At 70.8% G+C, this 14,396-nt stretch carries 14 protein-coding genes; 3 read left to right on the plus strand and 11 right to left on the minus strand.

The annotated features are described in order from the left end of the window. The first annotated feature begins 23 nt into the window (after window positions 1-23). The gene (locus tag HDA30_RS04125; protein ID WP_158495939.1) at window positions 24-605 is read left to right on the plus strand and encodes a DUF3043 domain-containing protein; all 582 of its coding nucleotides are present in this window, start codon (window positions 24-26) and stop codon (window positions 603-605) included. A 26-nt stretch (window positions 606-631) separates the two neighbouring features. Here the strand turns inward: HDA30_RS04125 and HDA30_RS04130 are convergent, their stop codons facing one another. After that, window positions 632-1,762, minus strand: a complete 1,131-nt coding sequence (locus HDA30_RS04130; RefSeq protein ID WP_184241184.1) for a quinone-dependent dihydroorotate dehydrogenase — start codon at window positions 1,760-1,762, stop codon at window positions 632-634. A 49-nt stretch (window positions 1,763-1,811) separates the two neighbouring features. Here HDA30_RS04130 and HDA30_RS04135 point away from each other — a divergent pair, with 49 nt between their 5' ends. Continuing rightward, the gene (locus HDA30_RS04135) at window positions 1,812-2,858 is read left to right on the plus strand and encodes an alpha/beta hydrolase (RefSeq protein ID WP_246418697.1); all 1,047 of its coding nucleotides are present in this window, start codon (window positions 1,812-1,814) and stop codon (window positions 2,856-2,858) included. On the opposite strand, the gene HDA30_RS04140 is transcribed toward HDA30_RS04135, so the two are convergent. From HDA30_RS04140 to hrcA, 10 genes are all read right to left on the minus strand, one after another. Then, a complete protein-coding gene (locus HDA30_RS04140; RefSeq protein ID WP_158495942.1) occupies window positions 2,798-3,619 on the minus strand; it encodes an isoprenyl transferase in 822 nt (273 codons plus the stop codon). The two genes, HDA30_RS04135 and HDA30_RS04140, sit on opposite strands and share 61 nt — an antisense overlap. Next, window positions 3,576-4,457, minus strand: a complete 882-nt coding sequence (recO, locus tag HDA30_RS04145) for a DNA repair protein RecO (RefSeq protein ID WP_158495943.1) — start codon at window positions 4,455-4,457, stop codon at window positions 3,576-3,578. The genes HDA30_RS04140 and recO overlap by 44 nt, the downstream gene beginning before the upstream one ends. A gap of 10 nt (window positions 4,458-4,467) precedes the next feature. Further along, window positions 4,468-6,204: a 2-isopropylmalate synthase gene (gene leuA, locus HDA30_RS04150; RefSeq protein WP_184241186.1), complete on the minus strand. Its 1,737-nt coding sequence runs from the start codon at window positions 6,202-6,204 to the stop codon at window positions 4,468-4,470. Window positions 6,205-6,388: 184 nt separating this feature from the next. Next, window positions 6,389-7,354: a GTPase Era gene (era, locus tag HDA30_RS04155; protein WP_158495945.1), complete on the minus strand. Its 966-nt coding sequence runs from the start codon at window positions 7,352-7,354 to the stop codon at window positions 6,389-6,391. Then, complete coding sequence (locus HDA30_RS04160; RefSeq protein ID WP_158496182.1) at window positions 7,351-8,676, minus strand: hemolysin family protein; 1,326 nt, start codon at window positions 8,674-8,676, stop codon at window positions 7,351-7,353. Before HDA30_RS04160 ends, era begins: the two co-directional genes overlap by 4 nt. Before the next feature lie 24 nt (window positions 8,677-8,700). Next, complete coding sequence (ybeY, locus tag HDA30_RS04165) at window positions 8,701-9,174, minus strand: rRNA maturation RNase YbeY (protein WP_158495946.1); 474 nt, start codon at window positions 9,172-9,174, stop codon at window positions 8,701-8,703. Between the two features lie 21 nt (window positions 9,175-9,195). Further along, the gene (locus tag HDA30_RS04170) at window positions 9,196-10,266 is read right to left on the minus strand and encodes a PhoH family protein (protein WP_158495947.1); all 1,071 of its coding nucleotides are present in this window, start codon (window positions 10,264-10,266) and stop codon (window positions 9,196-9,198) included. Between the two features lie 55 nt (window positions 10,267-10,321). Next, entirely contained in the window at window positions 10,322-11,074 is a 753-nt protein-coding gene (locus HDA30_RS04175) for a 16S rRNA (uracil(1498)-N(3))-methyltransferase (protein ID WP_158495948.1), read from the minus strand. After that, complete coding sequence (dnaJ, locus tag HDA30_RS04180; protein WP_158495949.1) at window positions 11,071-12,210, minus strand: molecular chaperone DnaJ; 1,140 nt, start codon at window positions 12,208-12,210, stop codon at window positions 11,071-11,073. The genes HDA30_RS04175 and dnaJ overlap by 4 nt, the downstream gene beginning before the upstream one ends. An 81-nt stretch (window positions 12,211-12,291) precedes the next feature. Continuing rightward, window positions 12,292-13,305, minus strand: a complete 1,014-nt coding sequence (gene hrcA / locus HDA30_RS04185; RefSeq protein WP_158495950.1) for a heat-inducible transcriptional repressor HrcA — start codon at window positions 13,303-13,305, stop codon at window positions 12,292-12,294. A gap of 217 nt (window positions 13,306-13,522) precedes the next feature. On the opposite strand from hrcA, the gene HDA30_RS04190 reads away from it, so the two are divergent. After that, the gene (locus tag HDA30_RS04190; protein WP_158495951.1) at window positions 13,523-14,392 is read left to right on the plus strand and encodes a DUF3097 family protein; all 870 of its coding nucleotides are present in this window, start codon (window positions 13,523-13,525) and stop codon (window positions 14,390-14,392) included. The last annotated feature ends 4 nt before the right edge of the window (window positions 14,393-14,396 follow it).

The raw sequence follows: 14,396 nt of genomic DNA on the forward strand, positions 1-14,396 counted from the left end.
GCGGCACCCCCTAAAGTGGACGGGTGCCTGGACGTAAGAAGAACACAGCAACCACTCCGCCCTCACCCCACGGTTCCACCGCCGTCGGTGCCGCGCAGGGGAAGGGTCGCCCCACCCCTCGTCGTAAGGACCAGCAGGCGGCTCGGCGTCGCCCCGTCGTCCCCGAAGACCGCAAGGCAGCGAAGAAGGCGCAGCGCGAGGCGGCCGCAGCCGAGCGCATGAAGGTGCGCATGGCGCTTGAGACCGGCGATGAGCAGCACCTGCCGGCACGTGATCGCGGTCGTCAGCGCCGCTTCGTGCGCGACCTGGTGGACGCCCGCACCGGCGTCGGCGAATGGCTCATGCCGCTGGTCTTCCTTTATGTGCTGCTGATGTTCATCCCCGGACGCGAGGTGCAGCTGGTGCTCATGTACAGCCTGTGGGCCATCGTTGCCGTCGTGATCGTCGAATCCGTCCTGCTGGGCCGCACGATCCGCCGCCGGCTGACCGAACGTTTCGGCGAGCCCGAATCCGGAACCCGGATGTACGGCGTGATGCGCGCCCTGCAGTTCCGGCGGCTGCGCCTGCCGAAGCCACAGGTGCGTCGCGGCGAGCACCCGGCCTGACCCGCCGGCACCGGCTGCGCCGACCGTCAGCGTCGGCGCAGCGCGCGGTTCAGCCCGGCGTTGATCCGCCCGGCCCAGAACGGCCCCTCGTACAGGAACGCGGTGTAGCCCTGCACCAGATCGGCCCCCGCGCCGAGGCGGGCCAGCACGTCATCGGCGTCGGTGACCCCGCCCACCGAGATCACGGCCGTCTGCGCGGGCAGGTGCTCGCGCAGCAGCCCCAGCACCTGCATCGAACGTTCGCGCAGGGGGGCCCCGGAGAGGCCTCCTGCTCCGATCCGCTCCACCTCGTCCGCGTCGGTCACCAGACCCTCACGCGAGATCGTCGTGTTCGTGGCGATCACCCCGTCCAGACCCGTGGCCTGAGCCAGCCGGGCCACCGCGACGATGTCGTCGTCGGTCAGATCCGGGGCGATCTTCACGGCCAGCGGCACCCGCCGGTCGCCGGTGGCCCGGTCCGACTCCTCGCGAACGGTGCGCAGCAACGGCTCAAGCGAGGCGATCTGTTGCAGCTGGCGCAGTCCCGGGGTGTTCGGTGAGGACACATTCACCACGAGGTAGTCGGCATGCGGAGCCAGCAGCGCGCTCGAGCGTCTGTAGTCATCCGCCGCCTGCTCCAGGGGCACCGACTTGGTCTTGCCGATGTTCACGCCCAGCACGGGGCGGGCGGGGCCGAACCGCTCGCTGAGCACACGGCGCGTCCGCTCCAGACGAGGGGCGACGGCCGCGGCCCCCTCGTTGTTGAATCCCATGCGGTTGATCAGGGCACGGTCCTCGACGAGGCGGAACAGGCGTGGGGCGGGGTTGCCGGGCTGTCCCTGCCCGGTGACGGTGCCGACCTCGATGTGGCCGAAGCCCAGGTCGGCCAGCGCGGTGGTGCACGTGCCGTGCTTGTCGAAGCCGGCGGCCAGCCCGAACGGCGAGGGGAACCGCAGGCCCATGACCGTGCGCGCCAGCCACGGATCCGGGCTCAGCGCGGCGCGGGTCAGCGTCGAGGCGCCGGTGCGTTCGGCGACGCGGATGCCCTGCACGCCGCGTTCATGCGCCGTCTCGGCGTCCATGTCCGAGAAGACGGCACGGAAGAACGGCGGATACAGACGCGGAAGCCGCGAGGTCAACAGGGTCTGAGCACCGGAGGACAGGGTGAACGAAGCCATGGCGGCATTCTCCCACGCCCGTGGCCGTCGGCGGTCCTATCGTGGGGTCATGCCCGGCTCCCCCGCCCCGCCTGAGGATGCGCTGCTGACTGACCCACCGGACGGCCGGTGGCGCCCGGACGTGCTGCCCGGGTTCGAACGCTCCACGTTCGAGCCGGACGAGACCGACCGGGGCGGGAATCTCATCACGCTCGTCCGGCCCGTCGGTACTGACCAGCACCCCGCTGCCCGGCCGGTGCTGCTGATCCACGGCTGGGCGGACTACTTCTACAACGCACCCCTGGCCCACGCCCTGAGCGACGCCGGGTACGCCGTCTACGCGGTGGATCTGCACCGCTATGGCCGCTCCCTGCGGCCGGGACAGATCCCCGGGTGGACGGACGACCTCTGTCGGTACGACCCAGACCTCGAGACGGCCCTGGCCGAGATCGCCCGGCACCACCGACCGAGGCCGGCCGTGATCGCGCACTCGACCGGTGGACTGGTGGCCAGCCTGTGGGCGCATCGCAACCCGGGCCGGCTGGAGGCGCTGGTCTTGAACAGCCCGTGGCTCGAGATGCAGGGCAGCTCCTGGGTGCGCCGGCTGGCCCGCACGATCGTCGATCCCGTGGCCGTGCGCCGACCCGAGGCGATGCTGCGCCTGCCGAAGGTGGACTTCTACTGGCGGACCCTCTCCCGCGACGCCGAGGGTGAATGGGACCTGCACCGGCTGTGGCGGCCGCCGCACTCCTTCGATGTTCCCGCGGCCTGGCTGGCGGCCGTGATCGAGGGGCATGCCCGCGTGGCTCGAGGGCTCGAGATCGACGCGCCGGTCCTGACGCTGGTCTCCGGCCGCGGGATGCGCGCCGCCCGCTACGACGCGGCGATGCACACCGCTGACGTCATTCTGGACCCGGAGGCCATGGCGCTGCGGGCCCTGCGCCTGGGCCGACGCGTCACCGTGCACCGCTGTGACGAGGCACTGCACGACGTCTTCGCCTCGCGCGCCGACGTGCGCGAGCGGGCCCTGTCCGAGATGATCGAGTGGCTTGCGACTTACGCCCCGGCGTCCGAGCGGTCGACGGCGCCGCCGTACCGACGGTCCCGGCGGGCGTAGAGCTCGACGGCCTCATAGAGAGTGCGCCGGTCCACGTCCGGCCACAGCACATCGAGAAACAGCAGTTCGGCGTAGGCGGACTGCCACAGCAGGTAGTTCGAGAGGCGCTGCTCCCCCGAGGTGCGCAGGAACAGATCGACGTCCGGCACCGGGTCCACGGCGGGCAGGCCCGCCCGCACACGCTTGTCCAGGTGACGGGTGATCGTGTCCTCGCGGATGCCCTCGGGTGTGAGCGTGCCCGCGGCCACCTGTGCGGCGATCGAGCGGACCGCGTCGGTGATCTCGGCCCGGGAGCCGTAGTTGACGCACATGTGCAGGGTGGTGCCGGTGTTGTGGCGGGTGAGCTCCTCGGCCTCGCGCAGCTCCCGGATGACGGACTTCCACAGTCGCGGCGCGCGGCCGTTCCAGCGGATGCGCACGTTCCAGGAGTGCAGCGTGTCGCGCTGCCGACGCAGTACGTCGCGAGAGAAGCCCATGAGGAAGCGGACCTCCTCCGGAGAGCGCTTCCAGTTCTCCGTGGAGAACGCGTAGGCGGAGACGTGGCCAATGCCCATCTCCACCGCCCCGGCTACGACATCGAGCAGAGCGGCCTCTCCCGCGCGGTGGCCCTCGGTGCGCGGCAGGCCGCGTTCGTTCGCCCATCGGCCGTTGCCGTCCATGACGATCGCCACGTGTTCGGGCACGAATCGGCGGTCAAGCGCCGGCGGGGTGGCCCCCTCAGGGTGCGCCGGCGGGCGGGTCGTGTCGCGGTCCTGGGTCATCGGGCGTCCTTCCGGGGCGACGGGGCTGGCGCGGGCTGCCGTCCCCGCCGCGGGCGACGGCGTCCAGCTCAGCCATCGAGTCCAGCACCGAGAGGGAGACGAGCCTGCGCTCGACGTGGAACTGCAGGTACGCGGACACGATACCGGCCGCCTCGCTCGCGGCGGTCTCGCCGGCAGCGTCGACGACGGTCCAATCCCCCTCGGAGAGCGCCCGCAGCAGACAGACGGCCTCGGCTGAGGGATGAGCGGAGCCGGGCGGTCGGCAGGCATCGCACACGGTCCCGCCCAGTGCCACGTTCACCCACGGGTGCGGGCCCGGCCGACCGCAGCGGGCACATGCGGCGAACGTCGCCTGCCAGCCGGCTTCGGCGAGGGTGCGCAGCAGAAAGCTCGACAACACCATGCGGGGCGCATGACGGCGACGGGCCAGCGCGGCGATCGCTCCGTGCAGGAGGCGGAACTGCCCCCGGTGCCCGGCCTCGTCGACGGCCTGCACCCGCCCCACCGTCTCGGCCATGGCCGCGGCCACCGTGTAGAGCTCGTAGTCGGCCGCCAACCACGTGGCATACGGAGTGATCAGCTGCGCCTGGCGCAGGGTGTGCAGATCCGCGCGGCCCGCAGCGATCTGCAGCCGTGCGTGCATGAACGGCTCGACGACCGAGCCCAGCCGCGACGAGGTGCGCCGCACACCCTTGGCGACGACGCGCAGGATGCCGCGCTGCGGGGTGAGGACCTCCAGAATGCGGTCGGCCTCACCGAGGCGATGCGTGCGCAGCACGATCGCCTCGGTGAGGAACGTCGGCGCGGCGTAGCCGCCGCGGGATCGGCCGCCGCTCATCGTCGCCGGATCACCCGTCCCGCAGCGCTCGGTTGACGGCCGAGACGACGGCCTTCAAGGACGCGCTGGTGGTGTTGTGATCCAGTCCGACTCCCCACAGCACCCGGTCGCCGACGGCCGCCTCGACATACGCGGCCGCCATTGCCGAGCCGCCCTCCGACAGCGCGTGTTCCGAGTAGTCGAGCACTCTGACGTCCACCCCGTCCTCCTCCAGCACCGCGAGGAAGGCATCGATCGGACCATTGCCTCGGGCATGGCGTGTGGCGGTGACCCCGTCCGAGCTCAGCTCGACGCTCATCGCGTATGCGCCGTCCGCGGTGGTCTCGGACTGCACCGTCCCCACGTGGTAGCGGCCCCACGTGCCATCCGCGTCCTCGGCGGGCAGGTACTCGTCGGCGAACACCTGCCAGAGCTGGTCGCCGGAGACCTCGCCGCCCTGGCCGTCGGCGAGGCTCTGGATGACCTTCGAGAACTCGATCTGAGCGCGGCGCGGCAGCTCGAGGTGGTGTTCGGTGCGCAGCAGATACGCCACACCGCCCTTGCCCGACTGCGAGTTGACCCGGATGACCGCCTCGTAGTTGCGACCGATGTCCTTCGGGTCGATCGGCAGGTACGGCACCTGCCACACGCCGTCCTCCACGCGGCGCCCGGCCGCCGCGGCGTCCGCCTCGAGGGCCTCCAGGCCCTTCTTGATCGCGTCCTGATGCGAGCCGGAGAACGCGGTGAACACCAGGTCACCGCCCCACGGGGAGCGCTCGGGCACCGCGAGCTGATTGCAGTGCTCAACCGTGCGCTTGATCCGGTCCATGTCCGAGAAGTCGATCTCGGGGTCGACCCCCTGCGAGAACAGATTCATGCCCAGGGTCACCAGGTCGACGTTCCCGGTGCGCTCGCCATTGCCGAACAGACAGCCCTCGATCCGGTCGGCGCCGGCCAGGTACCCCAGCTCGGCGGCCGCCACCGCGGTCCCGCGGTCATTGTGCGGATGCAGCGACAGCACAACGCTGTCCCGGTGGGCCAGGCTGCGGTGCATCCATTCGACCGAGTCGGCGTAGACGTTCGGCGAGGCCATCTCCACGGTCGCCGGAAGGTTCAGGATCATGCGTCGCTGCGGGCTCGCGTCGAACTCCTCGACGACGGCATCGCAGATGCGCCGGGCGAACTCGAGCTCGGTGCCCGTGTAGGACTCGGGCGAGTACTCGTAGACCAGGTCGGTGTCCGTCAGCTGCTCGCCGTACTTCTTGACCAGCCGGGCGCCGGAGACCGCGATGTCGACGATCCCGTCCTCGTCCTGGTCGAAGACCACGCGTCGCTGCAGCGCCGAGGTGGAGTTGTAGAGGTGCACGATGGCGCGCGGGGCGCCGACGATGGCCTCGAACGTGCGCTCGATCAGGTGCTCGCGGGCCTGCGTGAGCACCTGGATGCTCACATCCGAGGGGATGAGGTCCTCGTCGATCAGCAGGCGGACGAAGTCGAAGTCCGTCTGCGAGGCGGCCGGGAAGCCCACCTCGATCTCCTTGTATCCCATCTCCACCAGCAGTCGGAACATGCGCAGCTTGCGTTCGGCACCCATCGGGTCGATGAGCGCCTGATTCCCGTCGCGCAGGTCGACGGCGCACCACTGCGGGGCCGACTCGGCGACGCGGTCGGGCCACGTGCGGTCCGGCAGGCTCACTTCCAGCTGCTCGTGGAAGGGGAGGTAGCGATGCACGTTCATGCCCGAGGGCCGCTGTGTGTGTGCTGCCATGGCGTAGTCCTCACTTCCTGACGTCCTCATGACCGGTCCCGAGGGCCGGGGTGCGGCGCCGGGTGCGTCGCGGTGTGGTCGAACGTAGCAACCGGGGGTCCAGGCTGAGCGTCACCGCACCGAAAGTCTGCAGAGTGAGACCGACGTCCACAGTGTGATACAGGACGACCGGGTCGTCGCGGCGTCAGAACCCCAGCCTGCCCAGCTGCTTGGGGTCCCGCTGCCATTCCTTGGCCACTTTCACTCGCAGATCGAGGTGAACCGGGGTCGCGAGCATCGCCGAGATGCCTTCGCGCGCCTGGCTGCCGATCTGCCGCAGCCGAGAACCGCCGCGGCCGATGATGATGCCCTTCTGGCTCTCACGCTCGACGAACAGATTGGCGTAGATGTCCAGCAGGGGGCGCTCCTGCGGCCGACCCTGCCGGGGGACCATCTCCTCGACCACCACCGCCACCGAGTGCGGCAGCTCGTCCCGCACTCCCTCCAGAGCGGCCTCACGGATCAGCTCCGCGACCATGACAGCTTCGGGCTCGTCCGTGAGCTCTCCCTCGGGGTACAGCGGCGGCCCGACCGGCAGCCGCTGGGCCAGCACCTGCAGGACGTCGTCCACTTGGCGACCCGCGACGGCCGAGACCGGGACGACGGCCGCGAAGCCCTCACCCCCGTTCTCGGGACCGAGCACCTCGTCCCCCAAGGCCGTCACGGCCAGCAGCTGCTCCATGAGCCGTTCGGAAGAGACCTTGTCGGTCTTCGTCACGACCGCGATCACCGGCGTGCGACGCAGGTAGCTCAGCTGCTGGGCGATGAACCGGTCCCCCGGACCGATGGACTCGTCGGCGGGGATGCACATGCCCACCGCGTCGACCTCCCCGAGGGTCTCGGCCACCAGGTCGTTCAGCCGCTGGCCCAGCAGTGTCCGAGGGCGGTGCAGGCCGGGCGTGTCCACCAGCACGAGCTGGACGTCCTCGCGGTGCACGATGCCGCGGATGGTGTGACGCGTGGTCTGCGGCTTCGAGGAGGTGATCGCCACCTTCTCCCCGACCAGGGCGTTGGTCAGCGTCGACTTGCCGGCGTTGGGTCGTCCCACCAGCGACACGAAGCCGGAACGGTACCCCTCCGGCGTGCCCTGCGGGTCCACGAGTGTGCTCATGAGCGCTCCTGTTCTGCGCGGTCCGGGGTCGTGTCCTGTGCGTCGTCGCTGTCATCGTCCCACGGCCGGAAGCGCGCGGGCCGCTCCGCCGTTTCGGTGACCCGCAGCCGGCTGACCCGGTTCCGCCGCGGTTCGAGGGTGTCCGCTTCCAGCACCAACCCGTGCACCGTCACCTGGGATCCGCGAATCGGCACCCGACCCAGGTGCTTGGCGAGCAGCCCGCCCACCGTGTCCACCTCGAGCTCATCGTCGAGGTCCACATCGAAGTCTTCGGCGAAGTCTGAGACGGACATGCGCGCGTCCACGCTGTACACACCCTCCTCGAGCCGTTCGACCTCCGGCAGCTCGGGCCGATCGTCCTCGTCGTAGATCTCGCCGACGATCTCCTCGATCAGATCCTCGAGCGTGACGAGACCGGCCGTGCCGCCGTACTCATCGACCACCACGGCGATGTGCGTGGACTCGCGCTGCAGCTCCTGCAGCAGCGCAGCCACGGACTTCGACTCCGGGACGAAACGCGTGTCTCGCATGACCGTGACCACCCCGTCCGTGTCCTGAGCGCCGTCCTGATGCAACGCCCGGGTGACGTCCTTGAGGTAGAGCATGCCGCGCACATCGTCCGCGTCCTCGCCGATCACCGGCACGCGCGAGCAGCCCGAGCGCAGGAACAGCTCCATCGCCTGAGCGAGCGTGTGCTCGGCGTCGATGGTGACCACGTCGGTGCGCGGAACCATCACGGCGCGCACGAGCGTGTCCCCCATTGAGAACACCGACTGGATCAGCTCGGCCTCCGAATCGGCGAGCACGTCGGCGTCGTGGGCACGGGCGACCACTTCACGCAGGTGGCGCTCCTCGAAGTCGTCCTCCTCGTCCTGGACGTGGTCATCACGGCGGCGGTCCCGGCCGAGCAGGTGGCCGAACGGGCCCAGCAGCCTGGTGAGCAGGCGCACCAGGCCCACGGTCCGCTTCGCGACGGCGGCATCGTTGCGCGAACCGACCGGGCGCGGAGACCAGAAACCGAGCGCACCGGCCACGAGCACGAGCAGCGCGGCCGAACCGAACAGGGCGACCCAGAGCGATTCAGCCAGCTCGGCGATCGCGATGGTGGCGCACACCGCCGCGAAGGCCTCCGCGAGGAAGCGCCAGAAGCGCAGGGCGGCCAGATGCCGCTCAAGGTCACCCGTGACGGTCAGCACGCTGGCGTCATCGCGTTCGCGGGCGATCTCCTCGGCATCGCGCCGGTTCAGGTAGGTGAAGGCGGCCTCGGCCAGCGCGAGCAGCCAGGTCAGGGCGAACAGGGCCAGGAACACCAGGCCCAGCATGAGGACGGAATACACGGCGGGCGATCAGTCCTCGATCGTCGGGGCCGGGGCCGGCCGACCGAGCACCTCGGTGACCAGCGAGCCCTGCAGCGTGAACATCTCGTCGCGTTCGGCTTCGTCGACGTGGTCGTAGCCGAGCAGATGCAGCAGTCCGTGTGTGAGCAGCAGCATCAGCTCGTCGTCCCGGGTGTGGCCGCCGCGCTCGGCCTGGCGCGCCGCCACCTCGGGGCACAGGACGATGTCGCCCAGCACCCCCTCGGACGGGTTCTCGTCCGTGCCCGGAGCGAGCTCGTCCATGGGCAGGCTCATTACATCGGTGGGCCCGTCCAAGCCCATCCACTCGACGTGCAGCCGGGCCATGCGCTGCTCATCGACGACGGTCACCGCCGTCTCGGCGGCCGGGTGCACGTGCAGCCGCTCATAGACGTGGCGTGCCATCGTCAGCAGATCCTGCTCGGGCACATCGACGCCCGACTCGTTGACGATCTCGACGGCCATGCGCTTCTCCTCTCGTGCCCGTCAGCGGGCGTTCTCGTCGTGGCGGGGTCGGCCGGCTCGGGCACGCGAGGCCTGCGGGCGGGCACGGTCGTAGGCGTCGACGATGGCGGTCACCAGAGAGTGACGGACGACGTCGGAGGAGTCGAAGCGGATCATCTCGATGCCCTCGGTGCCCTCGAGCACATCGACGGCCTGAGCCAGTCCCGAGACGGTCCCGCGCGGCAGGTCCACCTGGGAGGTGTCGCCGGTGACCACCATGTGGGCGCCGAATCCCAGACGCGTCAAGAACATCTTCATCTGCTCACCGGTGGTGTTCTGGGCCTCGTCGAGGATCACGAAGGCGTCGTTGAGCGTGCGCCCTCGCATGTACGCCAGCGGCGCCACCTCGATCGTCCCGGCCTCCATCAGGCGTGGGATCGACTCGGGCTCGACCATGTCGTGCAGGGCATCGTAGAGCGGGCGCAGGTACGGGTCGATCTTCTCGCTCAGGCTCCCGGGCAGGTACCCCAGGTTCTCCCCGGCCTCGACCGCCGGACGGGTGAGGATGATCCGGTTGACCTCCTTCGACTGCAGCGCCTGCACCGCCTTGGCCATGGCCAGATACGTCTTGCCGGTACCGGCAGGGCCAAGACCGAACACCACCGTCGCCCGGTCGATCGCCTCGACGTAGTCCTGCTGGTGCCTGGTCTTGGCGCGGATCTTGCGGCCTCGGCCAGAGAGCACGGAACCGGAGACCGTCGAGGGATCGGGCGCACGTCCGCCGCGCACCAGTGCGACCACCTGTTCCATCACATCGGCGGTGACGGGCATGTCCCGATGCGCGATGCCGCGCAGGTCCTCGACGATCCGCCGCGCGGCGGCGACGGAGGCGGCCGGTCCGGACAGGGCCAACTGCTGATCGCGGACGGTCACGTCGACATCCGGGTACACGCCCGCCAGGATGCGCAGCAGCGCGTCCTGCGGTCCGAGCGTGCGCACCATCAGGTCGGCGGAGCCGAAGTGGACGGCGCTCAGACGCGCGTCGTCGCGGTGCCGCGGGCCGGCGGTCCCGGCGTTCTGGTCGGAGCTGGGGGTGCTCACGATGGGGGTCATCACCTCGTGTGTGCGAGACGTGTGCGGTCGACCGGGCACATTCTACGCACCCCGGTCACCACCGACCGAGCCGGTGCTGCATCACAGCCAGACCGGTCGGCCCGGCCGTCGAGGCGCGCAGCACGTGCGGCCCCAGACGCACGGGCAGGGCCCCGGACGCCGTGAGCGCCATCAGCTCCGCCGCGGAGACACCGCCCTCCGGGCCGACGACCAGGGCGATGCGCCGCGCCTGCGCCCAGCTCTGCTCGGGCAGCGTGGACAGACTCTGTTCGGCCTGCTCATGCAGCACCAGCACGCAGACGTCCTCGGCGGCCAGAGCGGCCACGCCCGTGCCGGAGACGGTCGGGTCCAGCCGCGGCACGATCCCGCGGCGTGCCTGCTTCGCCGCCGTCGCGAGCGCGTCGGCCCACTTCTGCCGAGCACGCTCGGCTTTGGCTCCCTTCCAGCGCACGATCGACCGCTCGGCCTCCCACGGGACGACGCCGCCGACGCCGAGCTCGACGGCCGTCTGAGCGGCCAGCAGGTCTCGGTCACCCTTGGACAGCGCCTGCACGAGCACCACGTCGGGCCCCTCGACCGGTTCGTCATCGCGTGCGCGAACCACCACGAGCACGCGCTCGCTCTGGGCCTGCAGAACCTCACCGTGCACACGAGCGCCGCGGCCGTCGGCCACGAGGATCGGCTCCGACGGACCCAGCCGCATGACCGTCGCCGCGTGCCGGGCCTCGGGGCCGGTGAGCTCGACGTGCCCTCCGGGCTCGAGCCCATCGAGTCCGCCCGCCGGCACCAGGAACAGCGGCGCCGTCACAGGTTCTTCAGGTTCTCGCGGATCCGGGCGAACATGCCTTTGTGCTGGGCCGCGCCGTGCACGACCTCCTCGCCGCGCAGCTCGGCCAGCCGTTCGAGCAGCTCCTTCTGCTCACCGGTCAGGTCCGTCGGCGTGGCGACGAGGACGTTCACGCGCAGGTCGCCTCGTCCTCCAGAGCGCAGGCGTGTGACGCCGAGCCCCGAGAGGACCTCGACGTGTCCGGGCTGGGTTCCCGGCTCGAGCGTGACGCTGTGCTTGCCGTCCAGCGTGTCGAGAGTCAGGGTCGTGCCGAGCGCGGCCGCGGCCATCGGCACCGTGATGGTGGTGCTCAGGTCGTCGCCGTCGCGCTTGAAGGTCTCGTCCTCCTCGACCTCGACGTGCACGAACAAGTCGCCGTTCGGGCCGCCGCCGGGCCCCGCCTCCCCGCGTCCGGCCAGGTGGATGCGCGTGCCGGTGTCCACCCCGGCGGGGATCTTCAGCGTCAGCTGCTGCTCGTCGCGCACGCGCCCCTGGCCCGAGCACTCGTGACACGGGTTGGGCAGGGTGGTGCCGAAGCCCTGGCACGCCGGGCATGCCTCCTGAGCCATGATCGTGCCGAGCACGGAGCGGACCTGACGCTGCACCACACCCTGGCCCTGGCACGTCGAACAGGTCTCGGGACCGGTACCGGGCTCGCAGCACGAGCCCTCGCACCGCGTGCACCGCACCGCGGTCTGCAGGCGCAGCTGCTGTTCGGAGCCGAAGACGGCGTCGCGCAGCGAGATGCGCACCGCCACGCGCGCGTCCTGGCCTCGACGGGCACGCGAGGCCGGGCCGCGGCCGCCCCCGGCGGCGCCGCCCATGAAGGTCTCGAACAGATCGGAGAAGGTGCCGCCGAAGCCTCCCGGGAACCCTCCGCCGAAGCCGCCGCCGAACCCGGCGCCGCCGTTCTCGTCGCCGGTGGCGTCGTAATTGCGCCGTTTCTCCTCGTCGGAGAGCACCTCATAGGCGTGGGAGATCCGCTTGAACTGGTCGGCGGCCTCCTCGGACGGGTTGACGTCCGGGTGGTGCTTGCGCGCGAGTTTGCGATAGGCGCGCCGGATCTCCTCCTGGCTGGCGTCGCGGCTCAGGCCGAGCGTCTCGTAATGGTCTGACACGGGGGCACTTCCTTGTTCGACGTGGGGACGGTTGTTCGACGGGACGGCGGGCAGGGCGTCTCACGCGCCCGGGGCGTCCGCTCAGGTGGTGAGAATGCGCGAGAGGTAGCGGGCGATGGCCCGGACGGCGGCCATGGTGCCCGGATAGTCCATGCGCGTGGGGCCAACGACCCCGAGCTTGGCGACCGCACCGGGACCGTAGGAGGCCGCCACGACCGAGGCATCGGCGAGCGACCCGGAATTCTCCGAGCCGATCCGCACGCTGAGTCCGCGCACGTCCTGCTCCATCTCTGTGAGCAGCCGCAAGAGCACGACCTGCTCCTCGAGGGCCTCGAGGATGGGACCGATCGAGTCCGGAAAGTCCCCGGGCGAGCGGGCCAGGTTGGCGGTGCCCGCCATGACGATCCGGTCCTGTCGTCCCGCCTGAAGCAGCGACCGCACGGCCTCGACGAGGGTGCCGAGCACTGGCCGCTCCTGGGGCGGGACCCGCTCGGGCGCCGAGTCCAGCGCTGCGGCGGCCTGCGCCGGAGTGAGGTCGTCGACGCACTGCCGCAGCACCGTGCGCAGCGCCGCGAGCCCGGCCTCGTCCGGGGCGCCGTCGACGGACACGACCCGCTGATCCACGCGTCCCGAGGAGAGGATCAGCACCACCAGCACACGGCCGGGCGCCAGCCCGACCAGCTCCAGATGCCGCACCGTCGAGCCGTCGTCATGAGGGAACTGGGCGACGGCGACCTGGTGTGTGAGCTGCGCGAGCAGCCGCACCGTCGTCTCCATCATCTCCTCCATGTCCGCCTCGGGCTCCAGCAGGGAGTTGACGGCCCGGCGCTCGGCGGCCGAGAGAGGCTTCACCTCACACAATCGGTCGACGAACACGCGGTAGCCCATGTCCGTCGGGATCCGCCCGGCCGAGGTGTGCGGGGCGATGATGAGCCCCTCCTCCTCGAGGGCCGCCATGTCATTGCGCACGGTGGCCGAGGACACCTCGAGGCCGTGACGCTCGACGAGGGCCTTCGACCCGACGGGCTCACGCAGCGCGACGTAGTCCTCGACGATCGCCTGCAGCACCTGGAGGCGACGTGGCTGTTCGCTCATCCTCGGATGTCTCCCTCCTGCGCTCTGGACTGCTCTGGCTCGGGGCCCGACCCGACGCGGACGCTCTGCCGCGCTGCCGGCCGGATGCTGGCACTCGACAGGGTGAAGTGCCAGCGCTCGAGGCTCCATGCTACGTGCTGTCCGCCCGTCCACCGAGCCGCGGCAGAGGCGGTTCGCTCACAGCCGCGCCCGCCGGCGGACGCTAGCGTGGTCGCCCATGGACTGGAACACGTGGGGCCCGGCGGGCCACGACAAGCTCACCCGACCGCCCGCGGCCGACGTACCGGACGTGCCCGCGCGCCGCGGCACCGTCGTGGAGGACGTCTCCACCGGCTTTGTCGGCGCGGTGGTCCGAGTGCAGCGCAGCGGCGGCGTCCACGTGGTTGTCCTCGAGGATCGCCGCGGCACCACGCGCAGCTTCCCGCTCGGTCCGGGGTTCTGGATCGACGGCCGACCCGTGCGCCTGACCCCGCCCCGGCCCGATCCCGCGGCGGCACCGCGCGGCCCCGCCCGGACGGCCTCCGGATCGGTGAAGGTGACCGGGGCGCGGGCCAGGACCGCGCGTGCCTCCCGCATCTGGGTCGAGGGCGTGCACGACGCCGAGCTGATCGAGAAGGTCTGGGGCGAGGACCTGCGCCTGGAGGGGATCGTCGTCGAGCCCCTCCACGGCGTCGACGACCTCGGCGGTCTCATCAGCGAGTTCGGCCCCTCGCCCACTCGCCGGCTCGGCATCCTCGTCGACCACCTGGTTCCCGGTTCCAAGGAGGAGCGGATCGCGGCGCAGGCGATGCGCGTGCCCGGTGCCGCCGGCAACGTGCTGATCCTCGGCCATCCTTATGTGGACGTCTGGCAGGTGATCAAGCCTCAGGTGCTGGGCATCGAGGCATGGCCGGTCGTCCCGAAGGGTCAGGACTGGAAGACCGGAGTCCTCAAGGGCCTCGGCCTGCCGCACGCCACCCCGGCGGACATCGGACTGGGGTGGAAGCGCCTGCTCTCGCACGTGCGCACCTACGCGGACCTGGAGCCGGCACTGCTGGGCCGCGTCGAGGAGCTCATCGACTTCCTCACCGAGCCGGAGGCCCGCTGAGCGT

The sequence above is a fragment of the Micrococcus cohnii genome (assembly GCF_014205175.1).
In the GTDB taxonomy this organism is placed as follows: Bacteria; Actinomycetota; Actinomycetes; order Actinomycetales; family Micrococcaceae; genus Micrococcus; species Micrococcus cohnii.

Excerpts from the sequence above, each read along its gene's own strand:
- HDA30_RS04190 (WP_158495951.1), top strand. The coding sequence starts at position 13,523 with ATGGACTGGAACACGTGGGGCCCGGCGGGCCACGACAAGCTCACCCGA.
- era (WP_158495945.1), bottom strand. The coding sequence starts at position 7,354 with ATGAGCACACTCGTGGACCCGCAGGGCACGCCGGAGGGGTACCGTTCC.
- HDA30_RS04160 (WP_158496182.1), bottom strand. The coding sequence starts at position 8,676 with ATGCTGGGCCTGGTGTTCCTGGCCCTGTTCGCCCTGACCTGGCTGCTC.
- HDA30_RS04140 (WP_158495942.1), bottom strand. The coding sequence starts at position 3,619 with ATGACCCAGGACCGCGACACGACCCGCCCGCCGGCGCACCCTGAGGGG.
- ybeY (WP_158495946.1), bottom strand. The coding sequence starts at position 9,174 with ATGGCCGTCGAGATCGTCAACGAGTCGGGCGTCGATGTGCCCGAGCAG.
- leuA (WP_184241186.1), bottom strand. The coding sequence starts at position 6,204 with ATGGCAGCACACACACAGCGGCCCTCGGGCATGAACGTGCATCGCTAC.
- HDA30_RS04170 (WP_158495947.1), bottom strand. The coding sequence starts at position 10,266 with ATGACCCCCATCGTGAGCACCCCCAGCTCCGACCAGAACGCCGGGACC.
- HDA30_RS04135 (WP_246418697.1), top strand. The coding sequence starts at position 1,812 with ATGCCCGGCTCCCCCGCCCCGCCTGAGGATGCGCTGCTGACTGACCCA.
- recO (WP_158495943.1), bottom strand. The coding sequence starts at position 4,457 with ATGAGCGGCGGCCGATCCCGCGGCGGCTACGCCGCGCCGACGTTCCTC.
- HDA30_RS04130 (WP_184241184.1), bottom strand. The coding sequence starts at position 1,762 with ATGGCTTCGTTCACCCTGTCCTCCGGTGCTCAGACCCTGTTGACCTCG.
- hrcA (WP_158495950.1), bottom strand. The coding sequence starts at position 13,305 with ATGAGCGAACAGCCACGTCGCCTCCAGGTGCTGCAGGCGATCGTCGAG.